A 15,432-nucleotide genomic window follows, 5' to 3' on the forward strand; every position below is an offset into this window, starting at 1 on the left:
GTCAGGCAACGCGGCACGGCAATCTGGGTTTTGGAGGGGCGTATGTCTGATCTTCCCCGGAAGGCGGTCACCCGTACCGCCAAGTTGGCCGCGCTGCCACTGGGCTTCGCGGGACGGGCCACGTGGGGGCTCGGCAAGCGGATCGGGGGAAAGTCCGCCGAGATCGTGGCACGCGAGCTGCAACAGCGCACGGCGGACCAGTTGTTCAAGGTGCTGGGCGAGCTGAAGGGCGGTGCCATGAAGCTCGGCCAGGCGCTGTCCGTCTTCGAGTCGGCGCTGCCGGAGGAGGTCGCCGGGCCGTACCGAGCGGCGTTGACGAAGCTTCAGGAGGCGGCGCCGCCGATGCCGACGCGCACGGTGCACGGGGTGCTCGCCGAGCGCCTGGGGGCCGAGTGGCGGGAGCTGTTCCTGGAGTTCGACGACAAGCCGGCCGCGGCGGCGTCGATCGGGCAGGTGCACCGGGCGGTGTGGCACGACGGACGCCGGGTCGCGGTGAAGGTGCAGTACCCGGGGGCGGGTGAGGCGCTGCTGTCGGACCTGACACAGCTGAGCCGGTTCGCCCGGCTGCTGGGGCCGCTGGTACCGGGGATGGACATCAAGCCGCTGATCGCCGAGATGCGCGACCGGGTGTCGGAGGAGCTGGACTACGAGCTGGAGGCGCGGGCGCAGCAGGAGCACGCCGCCGAGTTCGCCGACGACCCCGACGTGGTGGTCCCCGACGTGGTGCACCAGTCCGACCAGGTGCTGGTGACGGAGTGGATCGACGGGGTGCCGCTGTCGGAGGTCATAGCGGACGGCACGCCGGAGGAGCGGGACCGGGCGGGCCAGTTGCTGGCGCGGTTCCTGTTCTCGGGGCCGGCGCGGACGGGGCTGCTGCACGCCGATCCGCACCCGGGCAACTTCCGTCTGCTGCCGGGTGAGGACGGCGGTGAGCCTCGGCTCGGCGTGCTGGACTTCGGCACGGTGGACCGGCTGCCCGGCGGGCTGCCGGAGACGATCGGCCTCTGTCTGCGGATGGCCCTGGAGGGTGAGGCGGAGACGGTCTACGAGCTGCTGTGCGACGCGGGGTTCGTGAAGGAGTCGATCGAGCTCGACCCGGACGCGGTGCTGGACTACCTGCTGCCGATCATCGAGCCCGCCGACGCCGACGAGTTCCTGTTCACGCGGGAGTGGATCCGTACGCAGGCGGCGCGAATAGCCGATCCCCGGTCCCCCGCCCACCAGTTGGGGAAGCAGCTGAACCTCCCGCCCGCGTATCTGCTGATCCACCGGGTGACGCTGAGCACGATCGGGGTGCTGTGCCAGCTGAACGCGTCGGTGCGGCTGCGGGACGAGCTGGAGGAGTGGCTGCCGGGGTTCCTGCCGGAAGAGCCGCTGGAGGAGCCGGCCTGACGGGCGGGCGGCCCGACGGGACCTGTCCGGGCAGGACCTGGCCGATGGGGCCCGGCTGACGGGGCGGGGCGTCGCCACCGGACGGAGGCGGGTCCGCTCTCGACGGTCCGGAGGTGGCCGCGGGCACGGGGCACACGGAACAGGGGGAGCTTGGCGCAGTTCCCGACGCACCCGATGCGCCTGGCGTATCCGTCTTGTCCGATGTGTCAGATGTTCTCGACGGGGCAGATCCGGGCCGGGGAGGCTGTCGGCGGTCGCGCCGCAGCGTGAGCACACCGCGCTCCGCGCGCGACCCCGCGAGCGCTGGAAACGCGCCGGGCTGCCGCCGGACGGCCGCTTCCCCGTGGGGCGGATGCCGGGCAGCGCGCCGCGGGGGCCGGTCCGGGTGGACCGGCCCCCGCGGGGAGAGCATGGGATCGCCGTGCGTCGCGGCTGGTTACTGCATGACCGCCATGGCCAGCGCGCGGCGGGCACGCAGCGAGGCGCGTTCGGCGCGACGCTGCATCCGGCGGGCGGCGATCAGACGCGCGCCCGTGCGTTGCTCGTCGGCTTGCCTGAGGCGCTCGTGCATATGGGCACGGGCCAGGGCTTCTGGGATGAGTTGCATTTCTCGGGTCCTGTTCTGGCGCGAGGCGTGCGCGCCGAGGGTGGTGACGTCAGGGGTCGCGGAGCCCATGGGCTCGCTCGCGGAAGAGGTCATCGGGGCCTGCTTCTGGGGGTCGTGCGTGAGGGGGCGGTCGATGGTTCCGGCGATGGTGTTCATGCCGTGACCGGGTTCTTGCGCGGGCGGCCACGCGGCCGCTTGCGGGCGACGACCACGCCCTGGACGAAGAGCTCACCGCCCCAGACGCCCCACGGCTCACGCCGCTCCTTGGCACCGGCCAGGCAGGCGGCCATGAGGGGACAGGTGCGGCAGAGGGACTTGGCGTACTCGACGTCCGCCGGCGACTCGGCGAAGAAGACCTCCGGGTCGTAGGAGCGGCAGGGGACGGGTACGCCGAGGTTCTCGATGGCGTCGTCGAGCGCGGTGAGCGCAGTGAGGGCGGTCACGTCGTGGTCCTCCGTGAGACCGGGCGGGGGGAGCGTCTGGGAAGGCGGTACGGACGGGGCGTGCGCTTCGAGATGCACGGTGGTGTTTTCCTCGTCTGGTCGGTCCGGCTGGTCGGCCGGTGGGCTGGTACCGGGTTCTGCTGGTCCCGGGGCCCCTTCGCTCTGCTCCGCCCGTTCGGGCAAAACAGAAGGGCCGCGGATCCCGGGTGGGGTTCCGCGGCCCTGAAGGCGCCGGCCTGATCCTGGATCAGGCTGGATCGCTCCAGGGTTCGAGCCCACGGAAGGCCCACATCGTGTGGTGCTGCTGCGTCTGCTTCGTGTGGTCGGCACCGGTCGCCGCAAAGGCATAGGCCGGAGCCTGCGCCGCTGCTACTCCTGCTTCCAGTGCCTCGGTCGGTCGCTCGTTGGCCTCGAAGCCCTCGACGACGGGGAGGGCCGACAGGGAGGACGACGGACGGACGGCCCGGAAGCCGAACAGACCGCTGCCAAGGAACGCCGAACCGGAGAGGCCGAGCGTGCAGGCGGAGACGACCGAGCGATCGGTCATTTTGGCGGTGCTGACGAAGCTGGTGTTGATGCTGATCACTGGAATCGCCTCCTCTCGGCGTCTCGGGAGGACCGGCCGGGGCTGGTCCTGCGGTATTCGGATAAGTACAGCACGACGGCAGGGCTTCGAGGAAGCCGCTGTTCGCGTGGTTAAGAACCTATGGCGCTTCGTAGGGCGGGCGCAAACTATTTTTTCGACGAGTTGGGATCAGTCTTCGCCGCCGCCGTCCCCGCGTTCCTCACCTGCGCAGATGGCGAGGATGTCGGCTCCGAAGCGGTTGAGCTTGCGGATGCCGACCCCGGGGATCGCGGCCAGCTCGGCGTCGGTCGACGGGACGGTCTCCGCGATGGCGATGAGGGTCTTCTCGGTGAAGACGCAGTAGTCGGGCTGGCCCAGCCGGCGGGCCTGGCCGGCGCGCCATTCGAGGAGCCGCTCGTACAGGCCCTCGTCCATCTCCGAGGGGCAGTCCTCACAGCGCATCAGCTTCATCTCGCCGGCGACCGTGAGCGTCGTGCCGCACACCCGGCAGCGCACCGGGCCCCGGGCGCGCCGGGAACGGGCCGCCCCCGCGCCGCGCTCGACACCGCCGGTCGTGCGAACGGCGCGGACGGCGGGGCTCCCGCTGCCGGGGCGCAGACCGCTCAGGAAGCGGGACGGCTCGCGGTGGGCGCGACCGCCGGGCGAGCGGGACAGCGCCCACGACAGGTTCAGGTGCCGGCGGGCGCGGGTGACGCCGACGTAGAGCAGCCGCCGCTCCTCCTCGATCTGCTTGTCGGTCCTGGCGTACGTGATGGGCAGGGTGCCCTCGGTGAGGCCGACGAGGAACACGGCGTCCCATTCGAGGCCCTTCGCCGCGTGGAGGGAGGCCAGCGTCACGCCCTGGACCGTGGGGGCGTGCTGGGCGGCGGCCCGCTCGTCCAGCTCCGCGACCAGGTCCGCGAGGACGGCCTCCGGGCGGGCGCGGGCGAGGTCCTCGGCGAGGCGGACCAGCGCGGCCAGGGACTCCCAGCGGTCCCGCACGGCGCCGGAGCCGGCGGGGGGCTCGGTCGTCCAGCCCTTGGTGGACAGCACGGCGCGGACCTGCGACGGCAGGTCGACGACGTCGTCGAGCAGCGGGTCGTTCGCGCCGAAGCGGGCGGCACTGCGCAGGGCGGCGCCCGCCTCGCGCACCTCCTGGCGTTCGAAGAACCGCTCGGCGCCGCGCAGCTGGTACGGGACACCGGCGTCCGCGAGGGCCTGTTCGTAGATCTCGGACTGGGCGTTGACGCGGTACAGCACGGCGATCTCGCCGGCCGGGACGCCGGAGGCGATCAGGTCGCGGATGCGGCGGGCCGTCCCCTCGGCCTCGGTCGGCTCGTCGCCGTACTCGGTGTAGACGGGTTCGGGGCCGGGGTCGCGCTGGGAGACCAGCTCCAGCCGGTGGTCGGCGGCGCGGCCCCGGGCCTGGGCGAGGAGGCCGTTGGCCAGGTGGACGACCTGCGGCGTGGAGCGGTAGTCGCGGACCAGTCTGACGACGGTCGCGTGCGGGTGGCGCGTGCGGAAGTCCAGCAGGTAGTCGGGGGTGGCTCCGGTGAAGGAGTAGATCGTCTGGCTGGCGTCCCCGACGACGCACAGGCTGTCGCGGTCGCCGAGCCACAGGTCGAGGAGGCGCTGCTGGAGCGGGGACACGTCCTGGTACTCGTCCACCACGAAGTGCTGGTACTGGCGGCGGACCTGTTCCGCGATGTCGTGCCGGTCCTGGAGGATGCCGACCGTGAGTAGCAGCACGTCCTCGAAGTCGAGGACGTCGCGCTCCCGCTTCAGCTGCTCGTACATGGCATAGATCTGGCCAGTTTCGGCCGGGGCGCGCGGGGCGTCGCGCTGGGCCTTGGCGACGGCGGCCGGGTAGTCGGCGGGGACGGTCTGCGTGACCTTCGCCCACTCGATCTCCGACGTGACGTCCCGCAGCTCGGTGCGGTCGAGCCGGATCCGGCAGCGGGCGGCGGCGTCGGCGACGAGCTGGGCCTTGCGGTCGATCAGCCGGGGCAGGTCGCCACCGACGGCTTTCGGCCAGAAGTACTGGAGCTGCCGGAGCGCCGCGGAGTGGAACGTACGGGCCTGGACGCCGCCCGCGCCGAGCTGCCGTAGCCGGCCGCGCATCTCGCCGGCGGCGCGGTGGGTGAACGTGACGGCCAGCACGCTCGCGGGCTGGAGGATCCCGGCGCGCACTCCGTAGGCGATGCGGTGGGTGATCGCCCTGGTCTTGCCCGTGCCCGCGCCCGCCAGGACGCACACCGGGCCGTGCAGGGCAGTCGCCACCTCGCGCTGCTCCGGGTCGAGCCCGTCGAGCACCGCGTCCGCCGATTCGGGGACCTGCGGGAAGAGGGTGGAGTGCGTCGCTGGTGTCACCCTGCCATGCTGCCAGGTCCCCGGAGCGGGCCGGGCCGGTCGTCCACAGGGGCGGGAGACCGGTCGTACCGCCGCCGGGAATGTGGGGACGGGGCGCGTACGTTCTCCCGGGTGCGATCAGGCACTCCAGTCATCCGAGGAGCGGAAGAGACGATGCAGGGAACTGTGACGATGTACAGCACGACCTGGTGCGGGTACTGCCGGCGGCTCAAGAGCCAGCTGGACCGCGAGGGCATCGCGTACACCGAGATCAACATCGAGCAGGACCCGGAGTCCGCCGCTTTCGTGGAGAAGGTCAACAACGGCAACCAGACCGTTCCGACCGTGCTCGTCACGCCGCGCGGCGGCGGCGAGGACGTCGTGATGACCAACCCGAGCCTGATGCAGGTCCAGCAGGCCCTGGCCGGCTGACACCCGGGCCGGCGCCTCGCGGGGACGCCCCCGCCGGTGGATCACCGGCGGGGGCGTCCCCGTGTTTCCGCGCGGGCGGGGTCAGGCGGCGGTGCCCGGCCTGGGGAGCGGCCTGCCGTACCACGTCTCGATCAGGTGCGTCGCGATCGAGATGCCGTACGGCGGGAGCACCTCGCCGGACTCGAAGGCGGCTGCCAGCTCCTCGCGGGAGAACCAGCGGGCCTCCTCGATCTCGTCCCCGTCGACGTCGATCTCGGACGACGTGGCGCGGGCCATGAAGCCCAGCATCAGGCTGGACGGAAACGGCCACGGCTGGCTGGCGACGTACCGCACCTCGCCGATCGTGATCCCGGCCTCCTCGTACACCTCGCGGACCACGGACTGCTCGATGGACTCGCCCGGCTCGACGAACCCGGCGAGGGTCGAGAAGCGGCCCTCCGGCCAGTGCACCTGCCGGCCGAGCAGCACCCGGTCGCGCTCGTCCGTCACCAGCATGATCACTGCCGGGTCGGTGCGCGGGTAGTGCTCCGCGCCGCAGGCCGGGCAGCGGCGGATGTGGCCCGCCGCCGCGATGACCGTGCGCTCCCCGCAGCGGGAGCAGAAGCGGTGGAGGCGCTGCCAGTTCTCCAGGGCGACCGCGTGGACCATCAGGGCGGCGTCGCGGGCGTCCAGCAGCAGACCGGCCTCGCGCAGCCCGGCGGGGCGCGCCGACTGGTCCATCCGGCCGGGCAGCGCGTCCTTCTGGAGCGCGAAGTAGCTGACGCCGTCCGCGTCCGTGCCGAGGAAGTAGCGGTGCGTTTCGGTCACGGGCGCCTCGAAGGTCGGCGTCATGACCAGCTCGGTGCGCCCGTCCGGGGTGTCGTCGACCAGCACCTGGCCACCGGACACGACGAAGACGCGCGTGGTGGGGTGGCTCCACGCCGCCGCGAGCCACGCCTCGTCGAGACGGTGGTGGGCGGCGCGGTCGATGCCGCTCGGGGCGGTGAAGCCGATCGGGCGGGGACCGGCCTCGTTGCTGATGGTGCTCACTGGTGCTTCCAACTCCCCCGGGTGTCTGGGTGTCTGTTCAGCGTCGTGTTCAGCGGAGCGCGTCGGCCAGTTCGCCCCACAGGTGGGCGGTCGCCTCCACGCCTTTCAGCAGCAGGTCGAGCTCGACCTTCTCGTTCGGCGCGTGCCAGCCGTCGGACGGTACGGAGATGCCGAGGAACAGCACCGGAGCGGCCAGGACGTCCTGGAGGTCGGCGGCGGGTCCGGAGCCGCCCTCGCGCGTGTAGCGGATCTTCGCGCCGTCGAAGGCGCGGCTCATGGACCGGGCGACGGCCCGCAGCGCCGGGTGGTCGAGCGGCGTCAGGCAGGGCCGGGTGGCCGCCCCGAACGTGATCTCGTGACGGATGCCGTCGGGGACGCGGGCGGCGACCCAGTCGCGTACGGACTGCTCGATCCGGTCCGGGTCCTGGCCCGCGACGAGCCGGAAGGAGAGCTTCAGCCGCGCGGACGACGGGACGATCGTCTTGCCGCCGGGGCCCTGGTAGCCGCCGCCGATGCCGTTGACCTCGGCGGTCGGCCGGGCCCAGACGCGCTCCAGGGTGGAGTACCCGGCCTCGCCGAGCGTGGCGTGCGACCGGGCCGCGGCGAGCCAGGCGGCCTCGTCGAACGGCAGCTCCGCGATGAGCGCCCGCTCCGCGTCCGTGAGCTCCGCGACGCCGTCGTAGAAGCCGGGGACGGTGACGCGCTCGTCCTCGTCGTGGAGCGCGGCGACCAGGCGGGCGGCGACCGTGGCCGGGTTGGGGACGGCGCCGCCGAAGGATCCGGAGTGGATGTCCTGGTCGGGGCCGTACAGCTCGATCTCGCAGTCCGCGAGGCCGCGCATGCCGGTGCAGACCGTGGGGGTCGTCTCGGACCACATGCCGGTGTCGGAGACGATCACGGCGTCGGCGGCGAGGCGGTCCGCGCGCTCCTCGACCAGCGCGCGGAAGTGGGCGGAGCCGGACTCCTCCTCGCCCTCCACGAGCAGCTTCAGGTTGACGGCCGGGGTGTCGCGACCGGTGAGGTCCAGGTGGGCGCGGACGCCGAGGGTGTGGAAGAACACCTGGCCCTTGTCGTCGGCCGCCCCGCGCGCGTAGAGCCGGTTGCCGCGGACGACGGGCTCGAACGGGTCGGTGTGCCAGCCGTCCTCGCGGGCGGCGGGCTGCACGTCGTGGTGGCCGTAGACGAGGACGGTGGGGGCGCCGGGGTCGGCGGAGGGCCACTCCGCGTACACGGCGGGGGCGCCGTCCGTCTCCCAGACCTCCGCGACCGGGAAGCCGGTCCGCGCGAGCTTCGCGGCGAGCCACTCGGCACTGCGCCGCACGTCGGGGGCGTGCTCGGGCCGGGCCGAGACGGAGGGGATGCGCAGCCACTCGACGAGGTCGTCGAGGAAGGCCGCGCGGTGCTGCTCCACGTATTTCCGTACGGTCTGGACGGCGCTGTCCGGGGTGTCGCTCATGCTCCTGAGCCTATCCGGCGTCGGCGGGTGTCCCGTCGGCCGTCCCACCGAGCAGGATCCGCTCCAGTTCCGCCCGGCCGGGCAGCCCGTCCGGGCGGGCGACCTCGCCGGTGCGCACGTAGACGAACGCGGCGGTGACCGCGTCGAGGGGCAGACCGTGCGACTCCGCCCAGGCGAGCCGGTAGACCGCCAGCTGGAGAGGGTCGCCGGTGCGGTGGCGGCTGGTCTTCCAGTCGACGATCTCGTACGTGCCGGAGCCGGGGTCGTGGTAGACGGCGTCGATCCGGCCGCGCACGACCCTGCCGGCGAGCACGAGCTGGAAGGGGGCCTCCACCCGGTACGGGGTGCGGTGGGCGTACGGGGTGTGCTCGAACGCCTCCTTGAGGACGGCCAGGTCCCGCTCGTCGGCGATCTCCGGCTCGTCGGCGTACACCTCGCCGCCGGGCAGCTCGTCGGGGCCGAGCAGGGGCAGCGGCAGTTCCTCGAAGCGGGACTCCACCCACGCGTGGAACCGCGTGCCCCGCCGGGCGGCGGGCTGCGGGGGGCGCGGCATGGGGCGGGCCAGCTCCGCCGCGAAGGCGTCCGGGTCGGCGGCGAGGCGCAGCAGCTGCGACGCGGAGAGGGAGGCGGGCAGGGGCACCTCGCGCGTGGTGGCGCGGGCGCGCAGCAGCTCGCCGGTGAGCGCGTCGAGGTCGCGGTCCCAGGAGGCGACGGTACGGGCCTCCTCGGGCGCGAGCGGGCCGGCGGGGGCCGTGCCGTCGCCGTCGTCGGCGGCGGCGCGCTGGCGGGGGATGGCGCGCGGGGGCGGGGCGTGCGGGTCCCCCGGGGCCGGGTCGGTGCCGTCGCCGGGGACGGTGGCGGTGGCGTGGGGCTCGTGCGGGCCGTGGTCGGGGGCCTCGTCGGGCGGGGGCGCGTCGTGGTCGTCGAAGGCGTCCTCGGGCGGGGCGTCGTCCGGCCAGGGGGCGTCCAGGTCGTCCGGCCACAGGAGGTCGCCGGGGGCTTCCGGGACCTCGGCGGCCTCCGGGACCTCGGCGGCTTCGGGGGCTTCCGGGGCGGCCTCGGGCTCGGCGGGCGGGCTCTCCAGGTACGCCAGGACCGTGTCGGCGGCGGCGCGGCGGCGGGCCAGGGAGTCGGGGTCCAGGGGCAGCGGCCACGCCCGCTCCTCGGCGGACGCCCGGAGCGCCGGGTTCTCGGCGTCCTCCTCCGGCTCGTCCGCCCACGCCTCGATCTCCCCGTACCCGGCCGCGCAGTGGTCGTACAGGGCGTGCAGGAAGTCGGAGGGGCCGCGGCGGCGCTTCTGGGAGGGCCCCCACCAGTGGCCGGAGCCGAGCAGCACCGAGCGGGGGCGGGTGAACGTCACGTACCCCAGGCGCAGCTCCTCGGTGTGCTGGTGGTCCCGCAGGGCGTCCTTGAACGCCTTCAGCGACTTCGCGTCCCACGCGTCGATCCCGGGCAGGGTCTCGGCGTCGCCGCGCAGGGCGTGCGGCAGGACCTGCGGCTGGGCCGTCCACGCCTCGCGGGACCTGCTGCTGGGGAACTGTCCGGTCACGAGCCCGGGGACGGCGACCACGTCCCACTCCAGGCCCTTCGACTTGTGCGCCGTGAGGACCTTCACGGTGTTCTCCCCGCCGGGGAGGGCGTTGTCGAGGCCCTTCTCGTACTGGGCGGCCGTGCGCAGGAACCCGAGGAACGCCAGGAGCGTCGCCTCGCCGTCGAGGGACGCGAACCGGGCGGCGATGTCCAGGAAGTTCGACAGGGTCTCGCGGCGGCGGGCGGCCAGGGCGTGCGGGGACGCGGAGAGCTCGACCTCCAGGCCGGTGGTGGCCAGGATCCGGTGCAGGACGTCCATCAGCGGGTCGGCCAGCGAGCGCCGCAGGTCGCGCAGCTCGGCGGCGAGGCGCGCGAACCGGACGCGGGCCTCCGCCGAGAAGGGCAGCCCGTCGTCGTGCCCGCCCGTCTCCAGGAACGTGTCCAGCGCGTCCGCCAGGGAGATCACCTCGGCGGGGTCCACCCCCTCCACGGCGGCCGCCAGGCGCTCGTCCGCGTCGGCGGCCCCGTCGCCGGCGCGGTGCACCAGCAGGCGGGCGCGGCGGCCCAGCAGGGCGAGGTCGCGGGCGCCGATCCGCCAGCGCGGCCCGGTGAGGAGCCTTACCAGCGACGCGTTGGCGCCGGGGTCCTGGAGGACCTCGCACACGGCGACCAGGTCGGCGACCTCCGGGAGGTGCAGCAGGCCGGACAGGCCGACGACCTCGACGGGCACGTCGCGCGCGACGAGGGCCGCCTGGATCTCCGGGAAGTCGGTCGCCGTGCGGCACAGGACGGCGATCCGGCCGGGCTCCACGCCCGTGCGGACCAGGTGGGCGACGGAGTCCGCGAGCCAGGCGATCTCCTCGGCCTGCGTCGGCAACAGCGCGATCCGTACGACGCCGTCGCGCTCGGCGCCGGGAGCGGGGCGCAGCGCCTCCACGCCCGCGTGCATGGCGCGCAGGGGCTCCGCGAGGCCGTTGGCGAGCTGGAGGAGCCGCCCGCCGCTGCGGCGGTTCTCGCTGAGCGCGTACCGGGAGGCGGGGCGGCCGTCCGCGTGCGGGAAGTGCTCGGGGAAGTCGTCGAGGTTGGCGACGGACGCGCCGCGCCAGCCGTAGATGGCCTGGCAGGGGTCGCCCACGGCGGTGACCGGGTGGCCCGTGTCCCCGCCGAAGAGGCCGGCCAGGAGCCGCCGCTGCGCGACGGACGTGTCCTGGTACTCGTCGAGGAGGACGACCCGGAACTCGTCGCGCAGCTGCGCGCCGACCTCGGGGCGGGTGAGGGCCAGTTCGGCGGAGAGGGCGATCTGGTCCCCGAAGTCGAGCAGGTCCCGCTCGCGCTTGGCGGCGCGGTAGCGGACGACCAGGTCCAGCAGTTCGCGGCGGGCGGCGGCGGCTTCGGGGACCTTGCGGAGGTCGGCGTTGCCGAGGCGGACCGGGGCGAGGGCGGTGAGCAGCGCGGAGTCGTACGCCCGGAGGTCCTCGGGGCGGACGAGGTGCTCGGCCAGCTCGGCGTCGAGGGCGAGGAGGTCGCTGACGAGCGTGGGGAACGACCGGGTGAGCGCCGGGTACGGGCCGGGGGCCTCGCGCAGGACGCGGGCGGCGAGCTGGTAGCGCGTGGCGTCCGCGAGGAGGCGGGCCGTGGGCTCCAGACCGATGCGCAGGCCGTGGTCGGTGAGGAGGCGGCCGGCGAACGCGTGGTACGTGGAGATGCGGGGCTCGCCCGGCGGGTTGTCGGGGTCGATCACGTCGGGATCGGTGACGCCGGCGCGGACCAGGGCGGCGCGGACCCGCTCGGCCAGCTCGCCGGCGGCCTTGTTGGTGAAGGTCAGGCCGAGGACCTGTTCGGGGGCGACCTGCCCCGTGCCGACCAGCCACACCACGCGGGCGGCCATCACCGTCGTCTTCCCGGAACCGGCTCCGGCCACGATGGCCTGCGGGGCGGGCGGCGCGGTGATGCAGGCCGTCTGCTCCGGGGTGAAGGGGATGCCGAGCAGCTCCTTGAGCTGCTCGGGGTCGGTGATGCGTGCGGTCACCGGAGAAGGCTAGCCGGGGGTGCCGACAGCCCCGCCGGGCGGTGGGGCGTCTCCCGCTGGGCGGTAGGGGCCCGCCCCCGTCTCACTCCACGATGTGGCGGCCCTCGGGGCGGGCGCTGCAGGAGGCGCGGAAGGCGCAGGTGGCGCAGTGCTGCCCGGTGGTGGGCGTGAAGCGCTCGTCGAGGACGCGGCCCGCGGCGGTGGCGAGCAGGCCGGTGACCCACTCCCGCGGGGGCGGCTCCTGGGACTGGACGCGCGGCAGGGCGTCGCCGCCCTCCTTGCGGGGGGCCGGCTGGCGGAGGTGGACCAGTTCGGCGCCGCCCGGTTCGGGGCGGCGGCCGTCGAAGACCTCGTCGAGGGCGCCCTCGCGGACGGCGAGCTGGTAGACGGCGAGCTGGGCGTGGCGGGCGACCTCGTCCTTCGTGGGGGCCTGTTTGCCGGTCTTGAAATCGACGACGTAGGCGCGGCCCTGCTCGTCCCGCTCGACCCGGTCCATGGAGCCCCGGATCCGCACCTGGTACTCCCCCGCCTCCAGCGTCACGTCGAAGCCGTGCTCGGTGGCGGCGGGGGTCCGGCCGCCCCGGTCCATCACGTGCCAGCGCAGGAAGCGCTCCAGCGCCACGCGCGCGTGCTCCTTCTCCTGGGCCGACTTCCACGGCGCGTCGAACGCCAGCGCGTCCCACACCGAGTCGAGGCGTTCCATGAGGACCGCCAGGTCGGCGGGGGTGCGGCCGGAGGCGACCTCGTCGGCGAGGACGTGGACGACGTTGCCGAAGCCCTGCGCGGCGGTCGCGGGGGCGTCCGCCTTCACCTCGCGGCCCAGGAACCACTGGAGGGCGCACGTGTCGACCAGTTGCTCCAGGGCGCTGCCGGAGAGCGTGACGGGCCGGTCGCGGTCCCGGAGCGGGGCGGGCGCGTGCGTCGGGTCGTACAGGCCCCACCAGCGGTACGGGTGGGCGGCGGGGACCAGGGGCTGGCCCTCGTCGTCGGTGAGCGCGGCGAGCCGGGCCAGCCGGCGGGCGGCGGCGTCGCGCAGGGCGGGTGAGGCGTCCGGGTCGACGGTGGTGGCGCGGAGCTCCGCGACGAGCGCGGCGACGGCGAGGGGGCGGCGCGGGCGGGCGGTGACGTCCCTCGGTTCGACGCCGAGCTCGGCGAGGAACCGGGAGGGCTGGTCACCGTCCTCGGCGGGCGCCTTGACGGCGGTGACGACCAGCCGGTCGCGCGCGCGCGTGGCGGCCACGTAGAAGAGGCGGCGCTCCTCCGCGAGGAGGGCGCCGGGGGTGAGCGGTTCGGCGAGGCCGTCGCGGCCGATCCGGTCGGCCTCCAGGAGGGAGCCGCGCCGCCGCAGGTCGGGCCAGAGCCCCTCCTGTACGCCGGCGACGACGACCAGGCTCCATTCGAGCCCCTTGGAGCGGTGCGCCGTCATCAGGCGTACGGCGTCGGGGCGCGCCTGCCGCTTGGAGAGGGTGTCGGCGGCGATGTCCTGCGCTTCGAGCTCGGCGAGGAAGTTCAGGGCGCCGCGCCCGCCGGTGCGCTCCTCGGCGCGGGCCGCGGTGTCGAACAGGGCGCACACGGCGTCGAGGTCCCGGTCGGCGTTGCGGCCGGCGGGCCCGCCGCGCAGGGCGGACCGGTGGAGGCGGTGGGGCCAGCCGGTGCCGTTCCACAGGTGCCAGAGGGCCTCTTCGGCGGTTCCGCCGGCGGCGAGGAGCTGGCGCGTCTCGCGGAGCAGCCTGCCCAGGTGCTGCGCTCCGCGCGCGTAGGCGGGGTCGTGGGCGACGAGCCGTTCGGGTTCGGCGAGGGCGCGGGCGAGCAGCGCGTCGGAGGGCGGGGGGACCTTGTTGCCCGCCGCGCGCTCCTCGTCGCGCAGGGCGCGTCCGAGGCGGCGGAGGTCGGCGGCGTCCATGCCGCCGAGCGGCGAGGTGAGCAGGGTGAGCGCGGTCTCCGTGTCCAGCCAGGGGACGGAGTCCTCCGCACTGGGGTCCTCCGCACCGGAGTCCTCCGCACCGGAGTCCTCCGCACCGGGGGTGCCGTCGCCCGAGGCGCCGTCGTCCGGGGCCCTGCCGGTGGCCGGTCCGTCGGCGGGGGCTCCGCCGGTGGCTCCCGCGTCGGTGGCGCCCTCCTCGGCGGGCCGCTCCACCGCGCCCCCCACGTCCGCCACGTCCGACGCGCCCACCACGTCCGTCGCGCCCCGCAGGGCCGCCGTCGCCGTGGCGCGCAGGGCCGTGAGGAGGGGGGCCACCGCCGGTTCGTGGCGCAGCGCGACGTCCGCGCCGTCCATCTCCAGCGGCACGCCCGCCGAGGTCAGGGCGCGGCGCAGCGACGGCAGGGAGCGTGCGCCGGCGCGCACCAGGACGGCCATGTCGCTCCACGGCACCCCGTCCTCCAGGTGCGCGCGGCGCAGGATGTCCGCGATGTTGTCCAGCTCCGTGGACGCGGTCGGGAAGGTGTACGTCTCGACCCGCCCGCCCTCGCGGACCGGCGTCAGGTCGCGGTGGGCCCGCACCGTGTCGGCGGGCAGGCGCGGCAGCGGCATCCGCGCGGTGAGCAGCCGGGTCGCGGCCAGGATCGCCGGGGCGGAGCGGCGCGCCGTCCGGAGCACGGCGACCGGCGCGGGGGCGCCGTCCGCGCGCCGGAACACGTGCGGGAAGTCGAGGACGCCGTTGACGTCCGCGCCCCGGAACGCGTAGATCGACTGGTCGGGGTCCCCGAACGCGTACAGGGTCCTCCCCCGCCCCGCGAGCGCCTGGAGCAGCCGTACCTGCGCCGGGTCGGTGTCCTGGTACTCGTCGACGAACACCGCGTCGTACGCGGGGAGCGCCACGCGCTCGGCGAGGAGCACCGCGCGGTGGACCAGCTCGGCGTAGTCGAGGACGCCCTGCATGTCGAGGACGTCCAGGTACTCGGCGAGGAACTCGGCCGCCGCCGACCAGTCGCGCCGCCCCGTGCGCGCGGCGAACGAGGCGAGGGCGCGCGGGCCGAGGCCCAGCTCGCGGGAGCGGGCCAGCACGGCGCGCACCTCGTCGGCGAAGCCGCGCGTGGTGAGGCAGGCGCGCAGCTCGTCGGGCCAGTGGACGCGGGCGAGGCCGTCGCGCTCCAGGACCAGCTGGCCGGCGAGCAGCTCGCGTACGGCGACGTCCTGCTCGGGGCCGGACAGCAGGCGCAGCGGCTCGGCGAACAGGTCGGCGTCCTGGTGGGCGCGGACGAGGGCGTAGCAGTACGAGTGGAACGTCGTCGCCTGCGGGGCGCGCGCGCCGGGCAGCCGGGCGGCCATGCGGTCGCGCAGCTCGACGGCGGCCTTGCGGCTGAAGGTGAGGACGAGGATCCTCTCGGGGTCGGCACCCCGCTCGACGCGCGCCGCCACCGCCTCGACCAACGTCGTCGTCTTGCCGGTACCGGGTCCGGCGAGGACGAGGAGCGGCCCGTCCGCGTGGTCAACCACCGCCCGCTGCGCTGCGTCCAGGAGAGGAGGGGCCACCGGGTCCGGCGGGGTGCGCACCAGCCGGTACGCGCCGGGGCTCCCCGGCCGTACCGGGTCCTGGTGCGGCGCGCGCCGGGTGGTGAAGGAGGAACTCACGTGGATCGCCGGTCCTGGGAGGTGTG

10 protein-coding genes are annotated in these 15,432 nt (G+C 74.7%); 2 read left to right on the forward strand and 8 right to left on the reverse strand.

Going from position 1 to position 15,432, the window contains the following annotated elements:
- Positions 1-42 precede the first annotated feature (42 nt).
- Positions 43-1,392, forward strand: a complete 1,350-nt coding sequence (locus RND61_RS01665; RefSeq protein ID WP_315875790.1) for an ABC1 kinase family protein — start codon at positions 43-45, stop codon at positions 1,390-1,392.
- A 436-nt stretch (positions 1,393-1,828) separates the two neighbouring features.
- Here RND61_RS01665 and RND61_RS01670 read toward each other — a convergent pair whose 3' ends face one another.
- The 4 genes from RND61_RS01670 to RND61_RS01685 all read right to left on the reverse strand — a co-directional run bounded on the left by RND61_RS01670 (position 1,829) and on the right by RND61_RS01685 (position 5,377).
- The gene (locus RND61_RS01670) at positions 1,829-2,155 is read right to left on the reverse strand and encodes a hypothetical protein (RefSeq protein WP_315875791.1); all 327 of its coding nucleotides are present in this window, start codon (positions 2,153-2,155) and stop codon (positions 1,829-1,831) included.
- Positions 2,152-2,520, reverse strand: a complete 369-nt coding sequence (locus RND61_RS01675) for a WhiB family transcriptional regulator (RefSeq protein ID WP_168439505.1) — start codon at positions 2,518-2,520, stop codon at positions 2,152-2,154. Before RND61_RS01675 ends, RND61_RS01670 begins: the two co-directional genes overlap by 4 nt.
- A 169-nt stretch (positions 2,521-2,689) precedes the next feature.
- A complete protein-coding gene (locus RND61_RS01680; protein ID WP_315875792.1) occupies positions 2,690-3,028 on the reverse strand; it encodes a hypothetical protein in 339 nt (112 codons plus the stop codon).
- 168 nt (positions 3,029-3,196) lie between these two features.
- Positions 3,197-5,377 (reverse strand): ATP-dependent DNA helicase UvrD2, encoded by a 2,181-nt coding sequence (locus RND61_RS01685; RefSeq protein WP_315875793.1) that lies wholly within the window; start codon positions 5,375-5,377, stop codon positions 3,197-3,199.
- Positions 5,378-5,530: 153 nt separating this feature from the next.
- Between RND61_RS01685 and RND61_RS01690 the strand changes: the two genes are divergently transcribed.
- The gene (locus tag RND61_RS01690) at positions 5,531-5,788 is read left to right on the forward strand and encodes a mycoredoxin (protein WP_315875794.1); all 258 of its coding nucleotides are present in this window, start codon (positions 5,531-5,533) and stop codon (positions 5,786-5,788) included.
- An 81-nt stretch (positions 5,789-5,869) separates the two neighbouring features.
- On the opposite strand, the gene nudC is transcribed toward RND61_RS01690, so the two are convergent.
- The 4 genes from nudC to RND61_RS01710 form a co-directional block, all read right to left on the reverse strand.
- Positions 5,870-6,817, reverse strand: coding sequence for an NAD(+) diphosphatase (nudC, locus tag RND61_RS01695; RefSeq protein WP_315875795.1), 948 nt, complete (start codon positions 6,815-6,817; stop codon positions 5,870-5,872).
- A gap of 49 nt (positions 6,818-6,866) precedes the next feature.
- Positions 6,867-8,273, reverse strand: a complete 1,407-nt coding sequence (locus tag RND61_RS01700; protein ID WP_315875796.1) for a dipeptidase — start codon at positions 8,271-8,273, stop codon at positions 6,867-6,869.
- Between the two features lie 10 nt (positions 8,274-8,283).
- Positions 8,284-11,832, reverse strand: coding sequence for a UvrD-helicase domain-containing protein (locus RND61_RS01705; protein WP_315875797.1), 3,549 nt, complete (start codon positions 11,830-11,832; stop codon positions 8,284-8,286).
- Between the two features lie 82 nt (positions 11,833-11,914).
- The gene (locus RND61_RS01710; protein ID WP_315875798.1) at positions 11,915-15,406 is read right to left on the reverse strand and encodes an ATP-dependent helicase; all 3,492 of its coding nucleotides are present in this window, start codon (positions 15,404-15,406) and stop codon (positions 11,915-11,917) included.
- Between the last annotated feature and the right edge of the window lie 26 nt (positions 15,407-15,432).

Source organism: Streptomyces tamarix (genome assembly GCF_032423885.1).
Taxonomy (GTDB): domain Bacteria; phylum Actinomycetota; class Actinomycetes; order Streptomycetales; family Streptomycetaceae; genus Streptomyces; species Streptomyces tamarix.